The sequence below is a fragment of the Paenibacillus oryzisoli genome, from assembly GCF_050467285.1.
GTDB classification, from domain to species: Bacteria; Bacillota; Bacilli; order Paenibacillales; family NBRC-103111; genus Paenibacillus_E; species Paenibacillus_E oryzisoli_A.
On the sequence record NZ_JBCMUN010000007.1, the window covers coordinates 406,354 to 424,253 of the forward strand.

Sequence of the window (17,900 nt, forward strand, 5' to 3'; positions counted from 1 at the left end):
CGCAAAAAAAGCCGTCTTTTTGAAAGACGGCTTTTCTCTATGGAGCTTCAACTTTCCAACAATTCCACTGACGCTTCGCGGCAAGCCGTCATCAGTTCCGACTCCGGCAGACGATCTGTAATGATTCGATCCGCTTTAGAAAGCTCACCGAACGAAGCCAGCATCTTGGCGCCAAATTTCGTTTGATCAACGACAATATTCACCTCTGTAGCCTGGCGAATAGCAAGTTTTTTTATTTCCGCCTCGTACATGTTGGAGTTACTGTAACCGTGTTTGCTTGTTATGCCTGTTGCACCAAGAAAAATGCGGTCAAACGACATGGAAGAAATGGTTGCCGCTGCGATTGGCCCCACCATTGTCGACGTCGTTTCAAGCATTGTACCGCCAATCACGATGGTCGAAATTTTTTTACTGATTAGTTCACTGGCTACATTTAACGCATTTGTGACAACCGTAATGTTAGATCTCGGCTTCAAAGCGCGAACAATTTGTACCGTCGTTGTGCCCCCATCAATAAATACGGAGTCACCAGCCTGGATAAGATCAGCAGCTCGTCGACCGATCCTACTTTTCTCCTCAGTCCATAGGTCTGCTCGATCCTTAAGGGCAACATCTTTACCGATCATGATGGCTCCTCCGAATGTTCTCCGCAATAGACCGATTTGTTCGAGCTTTTCCAAATCCCGACGGATTGTCATCTCAGTTACACCGAAGAAATCTTTCATTTCCCCGATCTTGACTTCACCCAGCAGCTCCAAACGTTCCTTGATTTGCTGCTGTCTAGCATTTAACATTACCTGCATAATGCGCTCTCCCGATTGAAGATTAGTTTTACTTCTTATTATTGCAACCAATCCATCAATTATCAACCTCTGCTAATTGTGCGCCTTTCAAGAACACCCAAGTATGTGTGGGAAGGGAGAAAACCGCCTAGCTGCAACTTCGGTTCGTGTTGCACCCATCCTTCGTCGATACGATGCTGTACTTCACTCCAATGAGGGATGCCGCTCGTTGCATCTGGATGCTCAACATTGCAGGCTCCTACGCCGACTGCGCCGACAAGCACCGCCTCTGGGGAGAGCCCTTGCACCCAGCCAGCGAGAAAACCAGCGATCGTACAGTCCCCGGCTCCGGTTGTGCCGGTAACATCCACTTGATAGCAAGTGGTATAAAGCTCGCGCCCCGCCCAGATGGTGGCATCCTTTGGACGATACTTACCAAAAGAAGCAAACCGTGCTTCATCCGTGGTAGTTTTCATATATAATCCATATTCACCCAGCTTTAGTACCACGACAGCCACTCCCATACCTAGTAGCTCCTCAGCCAGCATACTTAACAGTTCACTGTCAGCAAACGGCAGCAAATCCGATGTCCCATGCTCAGCCTGCAGACAATCGTACAGTTCTCGGTGAAGCATAAACAGAATTTCCTCGAAGCTCGGCAGAAACAGGTCAACATGGGGCAGCGCTGCCCGCAAAATCTCCCTCCAGTCAGCACGACCGGCGTCCGATGCAGGATCTGGCTTTGCTAGATCAAGTGAAGTGGTAGAGCCTGCGGATTTGGCGACGGCCATAATACCCGCTAACTCACTCCCGCCGCCTTGGTACATTCGCTTCATGAGCGGCGGATAGCCAAAATGGAAAAGTCCCGCTTCACGAAGCTCAACCGCCTTCAGGTCGTCTTCTCCAAACGTGTCATTCGTACCCGTGCAATGCAAAAATACGCGATCAACGCCCGGCGGGCTGATGACAATCGTATACGAGCTCGCTTCGCGAGGTGCGACAATCATGCCTTTAATCAATCTTTCGTCCTGCCCGCCAATTATATCCAGAGTTGCACGCCCGAATAGATCATCTCCCACTTTGCCCATTAATGTTACTGGCACACCAAGACGGTGTAAAGCAATGCCTGTATTGGAAACCGCTCCGCCTGTAGTCAACACCGCAGGTCCAATGTCAACAAGTTTTCCAGGCTCGAATATCGCTTCCATGCTGGACTGCCATTCGTGTAGTGTCGGAATGATGTCTAGGCAGATATGTCCCCCAACAACAACGGGATACGGTAGTTTAATCTCGCTCAACTTATTCTCCCCAGTTCAAATAGACTGTTTGCCCTGTCTTATCCGACTGGAGTGCTGCAGTAAACAGCTTATGACTGTAGGCTGTTTCTTCTGGCGTCGCGCAGTGGAGAGTTTGCTGCATCTTGACGCCATTCGAGAGCTCGTCACAGAATGCAGCCCACATTTGTAAAATTGAATCGGAAAAACCGAATTCAAAAATGCCGCCTGTGATTGTGTTATACGCTGATCTATAGGAGGCGTCAGTTACATGCCACGACTGTGCGCTGCCCGGTGTGTAGGGCAGCGATACAACTTGTTTAGGATTTTTCGTTGAGAATTCTGCCGAAAACGCGGTACCGCTTATACGAATGAACCATGTATTCGCATGTCCGGGAGCGATCCGTTTCATGGACAGCATCATAGGGAATGCCTGATCGTCCGTTTTGACTTCACAAGCCAGAATCGCGTTGTCCCATGTTTCGCAAGGCACGGAACCTCCATTATCGTCGGGACGGTTCTCCACAACTTTCGACAGCAAGGAACGTACAGATCTAGGCTTCCAGCCAAACCTTAGTGGTAAATGTAATACATGCATGCCCAGATCTCCCATACAGCCATATTCACCGTTTGTCGCGATACGCCGCTTCCAGTTAATCGGTTTCGAAGGATCGAGATCGCTAGAATGCCAGAAACCCGCTTCCACTTCGATAATTCGACCAAATCGGCCTTGGCGTACCCACTCACCAATCTGAAATGCACCTGGGTAAAACGGAAATTCAGACGAGCAGCGAACAATGATCTCCGGGTGCATAGCCATCGCCTTAAGAATAGCTGTATTCGCCTCCGCATCGATACCGAACGGCTTTTCTCCAAGAAGATGCTTGCCGGCATGAATAATATCGGTATACAACTGGGCATGCAAATTGTGCGGCACTGCACAGTATATGGCATCTACGTTCGGATTAGCCAGTAGTTCCTTGTAGTCTGAGTACACATGTTCGACGGAAGAAATAGCCTGTATGAACCACTTCGTCGCAGTCGGATTAGCATCGCATACCGCCGTAATGCGCGGTTCGAAATCAACGTCAGTCAAATGGCACCACCGAGCAGCCGCACTAGCGAATTCTTTGCCCATCAAACCGCATCCAATGACACCAAAGCGAATAATCTTGCGGGCTTTTTCCTCTTTGTTCATCATAGTAGCTTACTCCCCTCGTTCAGAATGATAAGAGCCTCCTCAGACGTAGCTCCCTCATGCACAATTTCCATGAGCGCGTTCGTCATATTCTGAGGAGACGGATGCTGGATAACGTTGCGGCCGTATACAATGCCAGATGCGCCTTGCTCCATTAGCTTCACAGTACGATAGACAATTTCCTCATCGGACGCTTTCCCGCCTCCACGTACGAGCACCGGAATTCCAGAAGCGATCTCAATGATACGATGATACTCGTCGATGTTATCACATGGGTCTGCTTTAATAACATCTGCACCAAGCTCTACGGCTTGACGGACTAAAGGCATAATTTTTGTGATGTCACCATCCACCATATAGCCGCCTTTAAGCTCATTTGGAAGCATAACAAGCGGCTCGACCATTAATACCATACCGTACTGTTCACAGTCCGATTTCAATTTTGTGATGTTTCGAACACACTGGTGGTGCAGTTCAGGCTGCTTAGGTAGCGATAACAGATTGACACATACAGCTACGGCGTCGAGTTTAACAGCATGCTCGATAGCATTGTTAATGATTTCACTAAACAGGAACTTCGGCAGCATTGTCCCATAAATATTAGCTGCATCGGCACGTAATACGAGACCCGGTTTATGCTTACCAGGTATTTCCTGCAGATGGTGAGCCTGACCAATACTTAATTGCATACAATCTGGATTGGAAGAAACAATAGTTTTGACCGCCTGCTTCATGTTTTCGATTGAATTCAAGAATGAGAATTCGTTGAAAAAACCATGATCAACTGCAACGTCAAAACATTTTCCTTTCTCGCTGAACATTCGGTTCATTCTTGCTGTGGCTGATGCCATGGGAAACTCTCCTTTTGTTCCAAGTAATGTTATTTTAGAACATATAATGTTTAAATACAACATTATCATAAGTGAATACTAACTCATTGTCTATGTTTTTGTTATTTTATCCCTCCCCTTATCTCGCTATTGCCTTCTCAGTAGAATTATTGAGCACTTCCCTAGATAAAATTGTAGTTCAAAAAAGGGAAGGTATGGCCTTACTACATCGCCTGCTTTTTTTGGGAAATAAGCGAACTGGAGCATGGAACAACACAGAAAAAAGCCTGCAATTGCAGGCTTGCTCCGTTTATACTTCCATCACGACCATTTGATGACAATCTATCCTGGGCACCTCATAGTGCACCGTCCCAGTTGAATCCATTTCGAAAGCGAGCTCAGTCATCTGTGGTGCCAGATACACCCTTTTCACTGGCTTATCCAACCGTACCGACACCTTTGTTTCGAAAAGCGGCACTAGATCTTCAATTACCTCAATGCCTTTCCCGCGTTTAACAGGTACTGCATACAATAAATGATTAACAAAGCGCTGCTCTGAGGGTTGCTCCATAAGCGTAACGATGCCCTGTGCAGGCAAGTTCGTCGAGAGCGTTTTTGAAGAGCCCAATAGCTTGTTCAGCGCATACAGAACGGTTTCCTTGAGAACAAGGCTGCCCACCGTCGCATATTCCTCGAAGACATTCCACGCTATATAAATGCCGCTGCTGCTTTCAACCATCCCTGGTCCGTTCGACTGAAGAGTACTTGGGGTATGCTGATGCGAACAGAACGTATACACGTCGCGGTTAAAATAAGGATTCTCCCGGTGCCCTAGCATCATCCCTTCCCCGCTCAATTCAACTTGCTGACCCTTGGAATAGAAGACGAAGGACGCTTCCTTCACGCTTTCCAGCGCAAAATGCGGGTGAAAATAAGAAGGTTTATACGGACTCATCCCGGTATAACGCACCCCAAGATCAATCGAAAATTCAGTTCCCTCTAGGTTTAGCCCCGATTCTCCTGAAGCTAATAGTCTTCCACCCTGCGCAAGGAAATCGTTCAGTTTGGTTTCAAGCTCTGAAGTTATCAAAATACGATCCGGCAAAATAATAACACGGTAACAATTGAAATCGCTTTCCATGTCAATGACGTCAAACAGAATATTACCTTCCAACAGCATGCGAACTGCTCCGGCATCGGAATTGCCTGTTCGATCAACTTCGTCTCCATCTGACCTTGTGGCAGCCGCTTCAATCGTGAATAGCCCGACGTCTGCAATGCTTTGAACATTCGCACACCATGGTTCCTTGCTCTCCACCTCGGCATAAGCCGCGCCAATAATTGAATAAGTTGCAGGATCCATCCTGCCTTCCGGATGCAGTTGATCACCGATGGAGCAACAAGCTCCGTTTGCAATGCTGAGTGCTGTTTCGTAACGTAGTGCATTCGGATGCTTGTAGCCACCGAATTCTCCCCACGAAGTGTGAAATTTGCCTGTCATACCGAGAAATGGCATCCCAAGACCCTGCGCATAACGTGCGGAAAGCGGGAAATGATCATATCCCCATCCTCCCGTAGGCAAAGATTCCAGCTCCAGATGAGAGTTCATTGCGGCTAAATCGCGCCGCCCGCGACGAATATGCCCGCCGTTGTGAAACACTGGCAACCCTGGCTTAACAGCGTCAACTGTTTCTCGAACTCGGCGTGTGTACTCCGCGTATATGCGTTCACCTTGATCTATCACAGCTTTCAAGTTGCGGGGATCTTTTCCCTCAGACAGTAATTGGCTGACGCATTTGTGACAGTAGCATTTGCGCACGGCGACGATATCGAGAAAAATGCCGTCTGCATCATAACGCCGAACCACTTCGTCAATTTGACGCAGAAGCACGTCTAGATACGGTGAATTCATGCAAAAATGGTGGTACCCCGGCTTCATAAAACCATCTACCCAGATCGTGTTGTCGTTTATATCCCGAATCAGCCATTCGGGATGTCGGCGCGCTAGCTTTTCATCTACTCCTGCAGATAGATAGACGGGCGTTTTGACGCCAATATCGTGCGCTGCTTCAATCATCTCCCCAAGCAGGTCGAACGTTAAATGAGGATGTGTCTCGTTGGCTTCGGAAGGATGATAGGCCCACCCATGATGACATTTGGAAAAAACCGTGATCGAATCCACATGGCCCTTACGAAGCATGTCCTGGAACTGCCCTTTGTTAAAATCGCGCCCGATCCCTGAGATTGCTTCCGACGTATGAAAATCAAGGTGAACTTGACGAAAATGCATAGAACTGTAACCCCCTAAATATGTATTTATTTTAACTATAGCTTGAAAGATAAACATGATATAGCAATAGCAACGACTTAAAATAGCACATTTTCGACCAAATGGGGTTCCCACTTATGACGAACTGCTTGCAATTGCGCATTCCGCCCTTGCCGCAATTTCTCACCATCGGATTCTCTATTTGGCGGATTGGCGCCCAGCATTTTGGACGAACTTTTGATGTATACGATTTATTGTTTGTTCGCAGTGGAATGCTGCATATGACAGAAGGAGCATACGCATTGATGTGGGCCCCGGCGGAATGCTGTTGCTCGAACCTGGCATCTCGCACATCGGCCATAAAGCTTGCGAGGAGCCGACCGAGATTTACTGGGTCCATTTTAAGCATCATGCTCCTATCACAACTGCAAGCTTCATTACGGTCAGGCCGGCTTAGCAGCCGATCTTCCGTGATCGCAGCGCAGGTGATGCTTTATTTGGAAGTGCGCCTTCGAGAACCATATCATACTGCACATATGGAAGATGAGCTGCACTTTAACGAGGACTATGCTGCGCGCTGCCTTCGTAAGCATACTGGGCTAAGCCCGCTCCAGTATCATCATGTACTGCGAATGGAGGAAGCAAAATAAGATGGATATTTCGACCTATCTTGGATTGATATAATAACGAGAAGCAAATAAGCGGCAAATAGCCCTCACCATGATGAAGGCTATTTGCCGCTTTATTATTTCTCTAATTACGGAGCCACACGCACCGCAACATCATCAAAATAAACCTTGCTCATATGCGAATACACACCGATTAGCCACTACCCCCATTATGCCGCTCGTTGAATCGTTTTCCCCTTCGCTTCTACGCTGTAGTTGGTCCCCAATAAATTTAGACTGGTATTATCCTTCCATTAATTGGCCTTCGAAGTTTTTTTACTCCCTCAGTTCCGATTAGAGAGCCTATAGTTGCAATTATCGTACTCGAAGAAATCATTTCAAGAGCATAATAAATTGCTGTTCCAAGAACGATATCGAAAAGAATAACTTTTTTTATTGTCGATCCTTTTATAGTGTAAAAAATGATTATTTGTTTGTTGTTTATCTTCAAATGTACCATCACCTTCATCCTTTTTATCAAGGTATGTACTTGATGGATTGTCTCATTCTTTACGCCCTATTCAGCTTTTTATCATCCTTTAATCCCGGAGGTAGCAATCCCTTCAACAAAGTATTTCTGGCATACAATAAATATCGCGAAACAAGGAATCAACGACAAAACCGACATCGCAAACATCGGCCCCCAGTCGGACTTCGAGCTGGAATCCAGAAATAATCTTAATCCGAGCGGTACAGTAAATTTCGTGACATCACTCAAATAAATCAGCTGACTGAAGAAATCATCCCATGTCCACAGAAACGTAAATATCGTGGTTGTGATGAGAGCAGGAACCGCGAGCGGCAGAATGATTCTCCAATAGATTTGTACGGGTCCACAACCGTCAACTGTAGCGGCTTCATCCAATTCCCGAGGTAATCCGCGGATAAACTGAATGGTTAAAAAAATAAAAAAGGCATCTGTTGCCATCCACTTCGGCAAAATCAGAGGAAAAAACGAATTCACCAAACCCAGTTTGTTGAACAAAATGTATTGTGGTATGAGGGTTACATGATGCGGCAGCATTATCGTCATCAGCATCAAGCCGAAGCCTATCGATTTAAAGCTAAATTTCAAGCGTGCAAACGCGTAAGCAGCCATCGAACACGAGATGACATTTCCCAGTACTGCGCCTAAAGAAACCGTCATTGAATTCATCAAATAACGTGAAAATGAATTACCCTGGGTTGCAAACCACCCTTGGGAATAATTCGTCAGTACCCATTTCTTAGACCAAAGCCCAATTTCCGAGAATATTTGGCTCCCTGGCTTAAAGGAGCTAGCAAGCATCCAAAGCACGGGGTACAGCATGACGAATGCGATTAAAGAGATCGCGAGATGCTTTAACCAAACCGTATTTCTATGGCTGTATTCCATTCCTTACTTCCCCCCATCCTCGTAGTGCACCCACGCTCTGCTAGTGCGGAACACGATAAATGTGAACGTGCCAATCAGTGCGACCAGCACCCAAGCCATCGCAGAGGCATACCCCATCTGAAAGAAGGCAAACCCTTTTTGGTACAAGTACAGGGAGTACATCATGGTTGAATTAACCGGACCTCCCGTGCCGTTACTAATGACAAACGATTGCGTAAACGATTGAAACGAGGTTATAATTTGCATCACCAAGTTAAAGAAAATAACAGGTGAGAGCACGGGTAACGTAATACTAAAAAATTGCCGCAATTTCCCCGCCCCGTCGACGGATGATGCTTCATAGTAATCCGCTGTTATCTGTTTTAAACCTGCGAGAAAAATAATCATGGACGAACCAAATTGCCACACCGATAACAGCACAATCGAATACAACGCATATTTAGGATTAGCTACCCAATCAGGTGCATGAATACCAATGAGAAGTAAAAATTGATTCAGAAGTCCGTCGCCGCCGAGCATTTTTCTCCACAGCATCGAGATTGCTACGCTTCCACCCAGCAAAGAGGGAATGTAATAAACACTCCGATAAAACCCCAGTCCCCGAATCCCCTTATTTAACAACTGGGCGACTCCTAATGCGAATGCCAATTTAAGGGGAACGGAGATAAAGACATAGAGAAATGTCACTTTCAATGAAGTTATAAATAGCTTGTCTGAAGTAAACATCGTTTTATAATTATCAAAGCCAACCCAAGAGGGGGCGTTGAGAATACTGTAATCCGTAAATGAAAAATAGAGCGAAGCGATCATTGGACCCAAAGTAAAAAAAATCAACCCGATCAACCACGGGGTAAGAAAGAAAAGTGCTGCTCCGTTCTGACTATAACTCAACTTGGCTATGCCCTGCCTTTTTGTCTTGACTTTACTGCTTATTGCTTGTGCGTTCATGCAATCCCCCATCCTCTATGAAAGAGCGGACTAACCGCGATCCCGCATGACGATTAGTCCTAAAAAGCTGCTTCATTATTTGTTTTTGCTTAAAATCGTATTGGTGTTGCTCGTAAACTGACTAATAACATTCTCAATCTTGTCTTGTCCAAACGAGATTTTCTCACTTGCCGTCTTAAAGTTCTTATCAATTTCCGCGTAACCTTGAGGATATGGCGGGTCAATATCGCTGGAATGCTTAGAAACGTTATCAATAAAGTCAAATACGTTCTTATCAGTTGGCGAGAGAGATGGTTTCAATTGTTCTCTAATTTGAGAGTTAACGGGAATGCCTCGTTCAGAACCAAGGATTTGGGCAGCTTCCGGGTCGTTGACGAGGAAATCAATTACCATAGCCGATTCTTTTGGATGTGCCGACTTCGCACTGGCCGAAATGAACATGCTCGGCTTTAAATATTCCCCGATCTTCTTCTCCCCGGTCAAATGAGGAACCACTTGAATCTTGAGGGTATCACTTTGATTTTTCATGGCCTTTTGAAAGGCAATAATTTGATTGGACCAGACAACATCCATGGCAGCCGTTCCCAGAGCAAGCGGGCGAGTCTCAAGCGCATTCGACATGGCAGCTGTAACCTCCGCTGAAGTGATCCCACGGTTCTTACGCAACTCATCCCACATGGAATACCAGGATGTAAAATCTTCCGCAGACGCGCCTAGCTTATTGCCGTCAAACAACGCTCTCCCGTCTTGACGAACCAACATTTCAAAAATATTCGTTGTACCTGAAATATCTGTTGAACCGTAGTACCCCTTCCCCTTCGCTTGCGCAATTTTCACCGCGGTATCACTGAACTCTTTCCATGTCCAACTTTCTTTCGGCTCTTCGACTCCCACTTCCTTAAACACATTGGCATTATAGACAACGCCTAGGGCGTTGACTCCTAACGTGATCGCATATAACTTAGAATCAACCGAACCCGCTTTTAGCATGGTTGCATCGTGATTCTCCGTTTTAAGTGCCTTACTTTGCACGTATGGCCCCAAGTCTAAGAGAGCCCCGCGTTTGGCATAGTCCGTCAGAAATGCGTAATCCATTTGAATTAAGTCAGGGGCATTCCCTCCCGCTACTTGGGTAGATAATTTATCAAAGTAGCCGTCGTATCCCGAATACTCCGCTTTAATCGTAACCTCAGGGTGCTTTTGTTCAAACAACTTCAATGCTTTCATCGTCAAGTCATGGCGAGTTGAAGATCCCCACCAGGTCATCCGAAGCTCTACTTTTTTACCGCTTTCACTACTCGCCGCAGCTTTCATGTCGGTACTTTTCCCGCCGGCAGAGCATCCGCTCATCAAGAGTGCAGTAGAAAGGGTCGCCACAACCAAAGCTTTCTTCATCATTCATTTCATCCTCGTTTCGCTTTTTTGAGTCTAATTACGCATTAACAACTACAGTCTTTACGACCTCATTTGGATGCTGACTAGTATACGCAAATGCTTGACCAATTTGATCTAGGGAATAATAAATGGTGATCAGATCCTTGACATTGATTTTTCCTTCGCAAATCCACTGGATCGCGACTGGGAATGCGTTTGCATAACGATTCACAGCAACATAATCCAATTCCTTTTCTAAAAAGGTTGCGATATCCATGTCTACGATATTCCCACCGGGCCAGCCTACCTGCACCACACACCCACCGGGGCGGCAATACTTAAACGTTGAAGAAGTCGCTGTCTTGGCACCCGCGGTTTCAAAAACAACATCTGCAGCTCCTTCTAGACTTTCATCCATTGGGCGTGCAACCCCATCAATTCCTAATTTCTTAGCCAATTCAAGCCTTGATTCATTGAAATCTACACAGATGGCTTTTCCGCCACCCGCGGCTTTAAACGCTTGTGCAGTAAGTAGACCTATTGGACCTGCGCCAATGATAATGGCTGTTGCACCAAGGTTAAATCTTGCTCGATTGACAGCATGGATCCCAACTGCGACAGGTTCGACTAATGCCGCTTCTTCAAATGACAGCGTTGTAGGAATGCGAAATACCATATCATGCCGGATCGTCATGTAGTCACAGAAAGTACCGTTAACCGGTGGCGCCGACAAGAAGACAACATCAGGACACAAATTGTACCGACCGGATTTGCAATAGCCACAGCCCCCACAAGGTATCCCGGGCTCAATCACCACGTGATCGCCTATCGTTAGACCTTTTACCTCGCTCCCCACAGCTTCAATAACCCCACTGGATTCGTGCCCTGGCACGTAAGGCTGTTCCACAATAAAATTGCCTAATCTTCCTTCAAGGTAAAAATGAATATCGGATCCGCAGATGCCATTCGCTTTAATCCTAACCAAGACTTCATTAGGTTTCGGTGTCGGAACTTCCTCTTCTACGACAGTAAATTGATGGTCCGCGTCCAGGTATGCTTTTCGATTCCTAATTCCCATACAGATCCTCCAATTTCAAGGCTTCCGTTAAAAGCAAGAGCGTTAATGCCTGGCCATAAGTCATCGGGCAAATGGGCACAACTCTGTAATCCTCCAAGCTGTCGCTAATCGCCGTACCGTAGGAAACCTCAGTTACCGTACCATCTTCAGATATTCTCTCTAAAATAGCATTCAGACCCTTCATGCCGCATTCTCGATATTTGTCAGGAATATAGCCCATTCGAACCGCTTTCAAGATGCCATAGGCAAAGCCTGCTGTAGCGGATGCCTCCACGTAAGATTCGCGGTCAATAATCAACGTATGCCACATGCCATTTTCATGCTGATAGTGTTCTAAGGCTTTGATTTGAGCTAGCAGTGTATCTACCAAGAACCCTTTGACCCCTTGATGTTCTTCCCCTAAGAGATCCAGGTAGTCGACCACGCCAGAGGTATACCAACTGTTTCCTCTTGCCCATTGAATTTCGCCAAAGCTGTGTCGTCCGTTAAAATCAAAGCCGTGATTGAACAGCCCTGTCTTTTTATTAGTTAAATATTTAACATGCAGTAAAAATTGTCGGATCGACTCTGCCACATAATCCTGTCTTCCCAGAAGCTTACCCATTCTCGCCATAAAAAGAACCGTCATAAAGAGCGTATCAATCCATATCTGACCGTCGTTTTCTACGCCGGATACGATATGCTGCAGCCCCATCTCCTCTGTGCGAGGCATATCGTGCAGGACCCACTCCGCCCATTCCTTACAAATATCCAGGTACCTCTTATCCTGTGTGTACTCATAAACATACGTTAGAGTCAACAGAGGACAAACGGTGTTAATATTCTTTTCAGGCAACCCTTTTTGAATGTTGGACTCAAACCACCCCGTTAAGAAGTCGAGAACATTCTGATTTTTAGTTTCTGCATAATACTTTTGCATACCATATAAGCCGACGCCTTGCGCCCATTCCCATGTCCCCATATCGATAATGCTGATTGGACAAACTTCACTGACCCCTGTCTCATTTTCTAAGTTCTGCATTCTATAAGACACTTTTTCAAACAAACTCAACAAGTCATTTCTTTTCATTTTCACACCTAATTCCCTTCGATTTATGAACCTTGAATTTATTATATCGAGGGCTCAAAAAATAATATTGCAATATTGATTCTGTTTATTGCATTTTTGTGAAAACCTAATTAGACTTAATCTACCGACTAAGACAGGGGAAAAATGATGGATACTACGCTAAAAAAAATCAGAGAACTCTATAATGTCGACCTTTTATTGGAACACACGACTGGTACGGATAAAACGGAGATGAACTATTATCATTTCCATAACGTATATGAAATTTATCTGGCGGTTACGCCAGGGGCTGAAATGTGGATTGGCAACCAACGCTACACGGTTTCTCCCAACGATCTTTTTCTACTAAGTACCAGTGATCAACACCGAGTCGTTGTCCATGACCGCAAGCATTACGAGAGATTTATCCTTTATTTCAATTCACTCTACATTCAGCCGTTATGTTCCAATAACGCCAATCTCCTGGATTGTTTTGGCTTGCATAATTCTAAACGAATCCATTGTTTGAAGCTCGCTCCGGAAGAAAGCCTTAAGCTAATTTCATTATATCGACAGTTAACTGAGACGCAGGCTGCCGTAAATACCTATGCTTGGGAAATCAAAGTTAAAATTATGCTTGTTGAAATTCTTATTTTCATCAACGAGGTCTTTTTAAAAGGATTTCAATCGGATCAAGCCCTATCCGCCACTTCGCATCATGTCTTGGCGAATGTGATGGAGTATATCAATGGTCATTACCATAAGGAAATAAATGCCGAACATGTGTCCGAACGCTTTGGTCTCAATCGCCACCAGTTAAATCAGTTGTTCAAGGAAATAACTGGCATCCCCTTTCATAAATATTTGGTTAATACGCGCATTATCAAGGCACGGGAGCTATTGGAGCAAGACGACATCTCCACAACTCAGGCTTGTTATGACAGTGGTTTTAACGATTATGCTCATTTTATTCGAACCTTCAGTAAAGCTGTTGGGGTATCCCCAGGGAAGTATGCCCGACAATATCGAAAACATGAGTAATAGCAAGAATGTACACTGCGACATAATGAATAAACTTCAATCAGGAAAAACGTAACTTTAAACAAGAAATACTCCCAGTATAGTTGCATCCGGGAGCATTTTTTCGATTAGCTTCTATTCTTCTCGGAAAATCTCGTAGACATCTTTACCTATTGCTGCATTATTTGCATTCTGAATAATAAAGTGTTTAACGCCCAAATCCCTATATTGGCTTACATACCGAGCAATTTGATCGTAACTGCCAATCCACATCGGTGCATTGCCTTTATCACCATTAGTCGGATAAAATATATCATTTTCTTCGTCCGACAGCTGTAATCGGTCCTTGATGACAGATTTAGTAACAGCCCGAACACGAAACTGATGCGTCTTCTTTGCTTTAGATAGGGCCTCTTCTCTTGTTTGTCCCGCGATAATATTCACCTTTATACCCAATTCAAGCTTTTTCTCGGCAATCACTTCGGAGAACTGCTGACGATACTGATGCATACTTGTAGACATGCTGACTAGCACATCTCCGACTTTGCTTGCGGCGTCGAGACTTTCCGCAGATGATGAACCGCTTGCAATAAATATTTTGGGCATCAGCTCCAAAGGGAGAGCACTATTGATTCTTAGATTTTTATACTGATAGTATTGGCCATTAAACGTAAGCGGCTCATTCGTGCTAAGGAGCAGACGAAGAATTTGTGTGAATTCAATTAATCGAAGATAACGTTCGTTTTTGCCCAGTTGATCACCAATCTCATCAAACTCGCTAGAGACTTGTCCCGAAACTATATTCAGATACACCTTCCGTTGATAGAGTGATGCAAGCGAATGTACAATCTTAGCAGCGGTAAACGGTTGTAACGTATAGGGCTGTAACGCAATTAATGGAATATGATGCTTGGTATTTTGCAAGATAAACGAAGCCGCGATAAATGGGTCCAACGACAAATGCTCATAATAGACCAATGAACCCGTAAATAAATACTCATCCAGCTCTTGTGATAACATGCAATGTTCCATTAAAACGGATTTATTAAATTTATGGTGTACGGGACTTTCCGAATAGATTTCAACAGCTGTCATCTTCTTCCTCCAATTAAGAAAGCAGGGATTGGATTTCCTGTGGCCATTGGTTAAACTCGGGACCATACGTTCTTAGCAAGGCATATACCCAACGATCAATACCAAATGCAATACAGCCCGAATTTAAGTAATTATGATCCCGATCACAAACATTAAAGGGCTTTGTTAGCGTGTCGCTCATGTGATTAAAGGAAGTAATTGAAAAAGCCTCCGTTCCCAAAGAGACGATCAATTCATATTTCATATTGCCCATAAGCTGGTGTTGACTCTTCGCAACATCCTCAGAAAAATAAAAGGGATCACTTGCCGTCTCAATTTTCCCCTGTAAGCCCAAGGATTCAAATAACCCCCAAACCTCTTCCATATAAAACTTTCGCAAGGCCTCTACATATTCAGCATCGCCGAACACTACGATTTCTCGCATACTGAACTCCTTCAAACGATGCTTTCCTAAGCGCCATGGTGCTTCATGACGATAGCAGGTACCATTCGCAGTCAGGACCAATGGCTGATCTAATCGGCTGCCTGTCAATTCCTCATAACAGTGAAAGCATACTGCCGGAGATAAAGCATAAGAGCTGAGTCTTGCGATTTCATCTATCTGTTGCTTCTCCTTAACTTGCTTTAATACTTCCAATTGATGTGGAATCTCGGAAACAAGATGAATATTCTGTGGAAACGAGGTTATATATTTGCATTTATCAAGTGTTTGTAATGGAATCATGGAAGGATATTTTCGAAGCTTGGCTTCGTGACGATAGGCAAGCTTTAGAAACAGAGTGTCCAATTTTTCAAACAGCTGCACAGCAAAATTTCGCCGTATCGAACCATCCTCCACGAAAACGTCATCCACATCAAAAAGCTTTCTGTTGATTCCTAAGCTTGTTTCACTTTCTTTATACATACGCGGCTTTATAATGCGATGATGTTTCTCCCACTCCATCATTTGACCTATCGTATTCTCTAGTAAAGCCAGATCACATTCGACTGATGTGTGAACAACAATTTCTTGACTATCTGTATCCAGATAACAATTTGAAATTCCCTCTACACTGTACATCAATTTGGAAACCAACGATTCTGCTTGCATCGCAGTTAATATTCCTTGAGTAGCATATTTTTTCTCCATATTGACTCCTTCATGAATACAGATTGGCTTGATTAACTTCCAATTCTTGCGTCTTTAGCCATATCAGCTCTTTTTTCAAACAGTTGAATGGATCCTTGCCAAACCATTCTAAAGAAATAGAATGCTGCGTTTTACTTTGTTTAAGAGCAGCTATAATGGGCTTATAATCAACGACTCCGTCTGCCAGCATAACCATCCCGTCCGTCCGTCCACTTGGCGAATACACATTTTCGGGTTTAAATACTTCTAACAAGTGACGACCTCTCACATTTTTCAAATGAAAGTTGGATGTCCAAGGCATAAGCTTCTCATAGGCCTCAAGCGGGTCGCAATGCGCCTCCCACATATGCAAAAAATCCAAATTGATACGCAAAAATGGATGTTCAACCTGTTGTGCAAGGTGTAAGGTGGAATCCAACGTGTCAGCAAAGGTTTCCGGGTGTGTCTCAACAAGGGTGTAGATACCGTAATTGGAGGATAAACTTGCTAATCTTTTCAATCTCAAGATACAAAGTTCCAACTCTTCTGCTGATGCGCTTTTACTTGATTTATTGGCTGCAAATATTCGAATTTTATCAGTTTGAAAAAGTCTAGCCAGCCTAATCAATGTATGCCATTTGCTTTCTGTCTCAGCAAATTTATCAGGTACGCCCAATAAATCAACATAATCGCTAATCATGGAGACGCCGATATGATGCTGATGCATCTCTGTAACCATCCGAGTTACCTCTAGTGGATTGGTCTCTAACATTGATTTGGCGTGCACTCCCCAGAGTTCAATCCCTGAAAAGCCGGTTTGATGAGCAAACCTAACCAAATCACGGAAGGAAACCAACCCGTGTCGGAAAGAAATTGAGCAAATGTTATATCGCAACAACTTCATCTCCCTTTAATTTAATAAATTCCACACATTCTCTTTCCTTGCTTATCAAAGTCTCCAGATTTTGAGCAATCGCCGCAATAATGTTTTTTTCATTCTGCTTCTTTTTAAGCTTTAGCAGTAAAAAATTAACTGCCATCCATAATTTTACAACCCCTTCCACCAACTCCTGTCCCGCTTGGACCGCAGTAGCTGTCATCATATTCAGCTCGCAATAGCTTTGCCAAATCATTTTGCGCATTTTAACTATGGTTGTGATCGTGATGTTATTCTGATTAATCCAAGTCTCACGCTCCTGCTGACTCCATGATGGCAATGCCTCTAAATCGGCAATGAATAAATGAAAAGCCTTTTCTCCCGTATACTTATCTGCATTAATTTGTGATTCCCGTTTGAATATTTGGCTAACGCTTGGCTGCTCGAAGGATTGTGGGAATGAGAGCGAATAATAGATAAACTCGGTTTCTTTTAACGCACAATCCCTTAATTCGCTTTCTGTAATCTCCCCAATGAAATCAGCGATCGGGTCAATGACTAAAAAACGATTGGACTCCGCTTGATACCCGTAGAGCAGAATAAAGTGCTGAAACCCGTTCGCTTCATGGCCTGTAAACTTCTCAGGGAAGAAGCGCAGCTTGGAAGCTTGGCAAGCAAACATAACCAGTTGCTCTTGCTCCATGGCTTGGATAAGATCATAAGCATTTCCGTTGTGGCATTTAATTTGAGTGCCATATGCATAGAGCAAATGATTGCGCATGATATTTACTTCTCCAGAAAGTAGATTCTTCGCATAATAATTTAAATTCCAATAGCTTAATAGATAAAAACGATAATTTAACCCTGCTATGTTTAATGCGGTCATAATGCAAGAGGCCGCACATTCCATAGGTGCTACATGAATAATATTTTCCGGAGTCGCTCTGTAGCTCACT

The 17,900-nt window shown here is 44.5% G+C and carries 16 protein-coding genes; 1 reads left to right on the top strand and 15 read right to left on the bottom strand.

The window, feature by feature from the left end; genetic code table 11:
• Positions 1-47: 47 nt before the first annotated feature.
• From ABE504_RS14135 to ABE504_RS14185, 11 genes are all read right to left on the bottom strand, one after another.
• A complete protein-coding gene (locus ABE504_RS14135; RefSeq protein WP_430089422.1) occupies positions 48-803 on the bottom strand; it encodes a DeoR/GlpR family DNA-binding transcription regulator in 756 nt (251 codons plus the stop codon).
• 62 nt (positions 804-865) lie between these two features.
• Positions 866-2,080 (bottom strand): carbohydrate kinase family protein, encoded by a 1,215-nt coding sequence (locus ABE504_RS14140; RefSeq protein ID WP_430089424.1) that lies wholly within the window; start codon positions 2,078-2,080, stop codon positions 866-868.
• 1 nt (position 2,081) lies between these two features.
• Positions 2,082-3,257 (bottom strand): Gfo/Idh/MocA family protein, encoded by a 1,176-nt coding sequence (locus tag ABE504_RS14145; RefSeq protein ID WP_430089426.1) that lies wholly within the window; start codon positions 3,255-3,257, stop codon positions 2,082-2,084.
• Positions 3,254-4,105 (bottom strand): class I fructose-bisphosphate aldolase, encoded by an 852-nt coding sequence (locus ABE504_RS14150; RefSeq protein WP_430089429.1) that lies wholly within the window; start codon positions 4,103-4,105, stop codon positions 3,254-3,256. Before ABE504_RS14150 ends, ABE504_RS14145 begins: the two co-directional genes overlap by 4 nt.
• Positions 4,106-4,394: 289 nt before the next feature.
• A complete protein-coding gene (locus ABE504_RS14155) occupies positions 4,395-6,374 on the bottom strand; it encodes a beta-galactosidase trimerization domain-containing protein (RefSeq protein ID WP_430089432.1) in 1,980 nt (659 codons plus the stop codon).
• 879 nt (positions 6,375-7,253) lie between these two features.
• Positions 7,254-7,481, bottom strand: coding sequence for a hypothetical protein (locus tag ABE504_RS14160; RefSeq protein ID WP_430089434.1), 228 nt, complete (start codon positions 7,479-7,481; stop codon positions 7,254-7,256).
• Positions 7,482-7,553: 72 nt separating this feature from the next.
• A complete protein-coding gene (locus ABE504_RS14165; protein ID WP_430089437.1) occupies positions 7,554-8,396 on the bottom strand; it encodes a carbohydrate ABC transporter permease in 843 nt (280 codons plus the stop codon).
• 3 nt (positions 8,397-8,399) lie between these two features.
• On the bottom strand, positions 8,400-9,344 hold the full coding sequence (locus tag ABE504_RS14170; protein WP_430089439.1) for a carbohydrate ABC transporter permease: 945 nt from the start codon (positions 9,342-9,344) through the stop codon (positions 8,400-8,402).
• Positions 9,345-9,419: 75 nt separating this feature from the next.
• The gene (locus tag ABE504_RS14175; RefSeq protein ID WP_430089442.1) at positions 9,420-10,742 is read right to left on the bottom strand and encodes an ABC transporter substrate-binding protein; all 1,323 of its coding nucleotides are present in this window, start codon (positions 10,740-10,742) and stop codon (positions 9,420-9,422) included.
• A gap of 34 nt (positions 10,743-10,776) precedes the next feature.
• Positions 10,777-11,796 carry an NAD(P)-dependent alcohol dehydrogenase gene (locus tag ABE504_RS14180; RefSeq protein WP_430089445.1) on the bottom strand — a complete coding sequence of 340 codons (1,020 nt, stop codon included), beginning with the start codon at positions 11,794-11,796 and terminating at the stop codon, positions 10,777-10,779.
• On the bottom strand, positions 11,786-12,865 hold the full coding sequence (locus tag ABE504_RS14185) for a glycoside hydrolase family 88/105 protein (protein ID WP_430089946.1): 1,080 nt from the start codon (positions 12,863-12,865) through the stop codon (positions 11,786-11,788). The genes ABE504_RS14180 and ABE504_RS14185 overlap by 11 nt, the downstream gene beginning before the upstream one ends.
• Before the next feature lie 147 nt (positions 12,866-13,012).
• Between ABE504_RS14185 and ABE504_RS14190 the strand changes: the two genes are divergently transcribed.
• Entirely contained in the window at positions 13,013-13,885 is an 873-nt protein-coding gene (locus tag ABE504_RS14190) for an AraC family transcriptional regulator (RefSeq protein ID WP_430089448.1), read from the top strand.
• 114 nt (positions 13,886-13,999) lie between these two features.
• Here the strand turns inward: ABE504_RS14190 and ABE504_RS14195 are convergent, their stop codons facing one another.
• The 4 genes from ABE504_RS14195 to ABE504_RS14210 are packed head-to-tail and all read right to left on the bottom strand — an operon-like array spanning position 14,000 to position 17,899.
• Complete coding sequence (locus tag ABE504_RS14195; RefSeq protein ID WP_430089451.1) at positions 14,000-14,959, bottom strand: LLM class flavin-dependent oxidoreductase; 960 nt, start codon at positions 14,957-14,959, stop codon at positions 14,000-14,002.
• A gap of 13 nt (positions 14,960-14,972) precedes the next feature.
• Positions 14,973-16,088, bottom strand: coding sequence for an aminoacyl--tRNA ligase-related protein (locus ABE504_RS14200; protein ID WP_430089453.1), 1,116 nt, complete (start codon positions 16,086-16,088; stop codon positions 14,973-14,975).
• A gap of 10 nt (positions 16,089-16,098) precedes the next feature.
• Positions 16,099-16,971, bottom strand: coding sequence for a sugar phosphate isomerase/epimerase family protein (locus tag ABE504_RS14205; RefSeq protein ID WP_430089456.1), 873 nt, complete (start codon positions 16,969-16,971; stop codon positions 16,099-16,101).
• Positions 16,952-17,899 (bottom strand): hypothetical protein, encoded by a 948-nt coding sequence (locus ABE504_RS14210; protein WP_430089459.1) that lies wholly within the window; start codon positions 17,897-17,899, stop codon positions 16,952-16,954. Before ABE504_RS14210 ends, ABE504_RS14205 begins: the two co-directional genes overlap by 20 nt.
• Between the last annotated feature and the right edge of the window lies 1 nt (position 17,900).

Bases quoted from the DNA above. Each gene is read 5' to 3' on its own strand.
- ABE504_RS14135 (WP_430089422.1), bottom strand. From the start codon at position 803: ATGCAGGTAATGTTAAATGCTAGACAGCAGCAAATCAAGGAACGTTTG.
- ABE504_RS14145 (WP_430089426.1), bottom strand. From the start codon at position 3,257: ATGATGAACAAAGAGGAAAAAGCCCGCAAGATTATTCGCTTTGGTGTC.
- ABE504_RS14150 (WP_430089429.1), bottom strand. From the start codon at position 4,105: ATGGCATCAGCCACAGCAAGAATGAACCGAATGTTCAGCGAGAAAGGA.
- ABE504_RS14155 (WP_430089432.1), bottom strand. From the start codon at position 6,374: ATGCATTTTCGTCAAGTTCACCTTGATTTTCATACGTCGGAAGCAATC.
- ABE504_RS14160 (WP_430089434.1), bottom strand. From the start codon at position 7,481: ATGGTACATTTGAAGATAAACAACAAACAAATAATCATTTTTTACACT.
- ABE504_RS14165 (WP_430089437.1), bottom strand. From the start codon at position 8,396: ATGGAATACAGCCATAGAAATACGGTTTGGTTAAAGCATCTCGCGATC.
- ABE504_RS14170 (WP_430089439.1), bottom strand. From the start codon at position 9,344: ATGAACGCACAAGCAATAAGCAGTAAAGTCAAGACAAAAAGGCAGGGC.
- ABE504_RS14175 (WP_430089442.1), bottom strand. From the start codon at position 10,742: ATGATGAAGAAAGCTTTGGTTGTGGCGACCCTTTCTACTGCACTCTTG.
- ABE504_RS14180 (WP_430089445.1), bottom strand. From the start codon at position 11,796: ATGGGAATTAGGAATCGAAAAGCATACCTGGACGCGGACCATCAATTT.
- ABE504_RS14185 (WP_430089946.1), bottom strand. From the start codon at position 12,865: ATGAAAAGAAATGACTTGTTGAGTTTGTTTGAAAAAGTGTCTTATAGA.
- ABE504_RS14190 (WP_430089448.1), top strand. From the start codon at position 13,013: ATGGATACTACGCTAAAAAAAATCAGAGAACTCTATAATGTCGACCTT.
- ABE504_RS14195 (WP_430089451.1), bottom strand. From the start codon at position 14,959: ATGACAGCTGTTGAAATCTATTCGGAAAGTCCCGTACACCATAAATTT.
- ABE504_RS14200 (WP_430089453.1), bottom strand. From the start codon at position 16,088: ATGGAGAAAAAATATGCTACTCAAGGAATATTAACTGCGATGCAAGCA.
- ABE504_RS14205 (WP_430089456.1), bottom strand. From the start codon at position 16,971: ATGAAGTTGTTGCGATATAACATTTGCTCAATTTCTTTCCGACACGGG.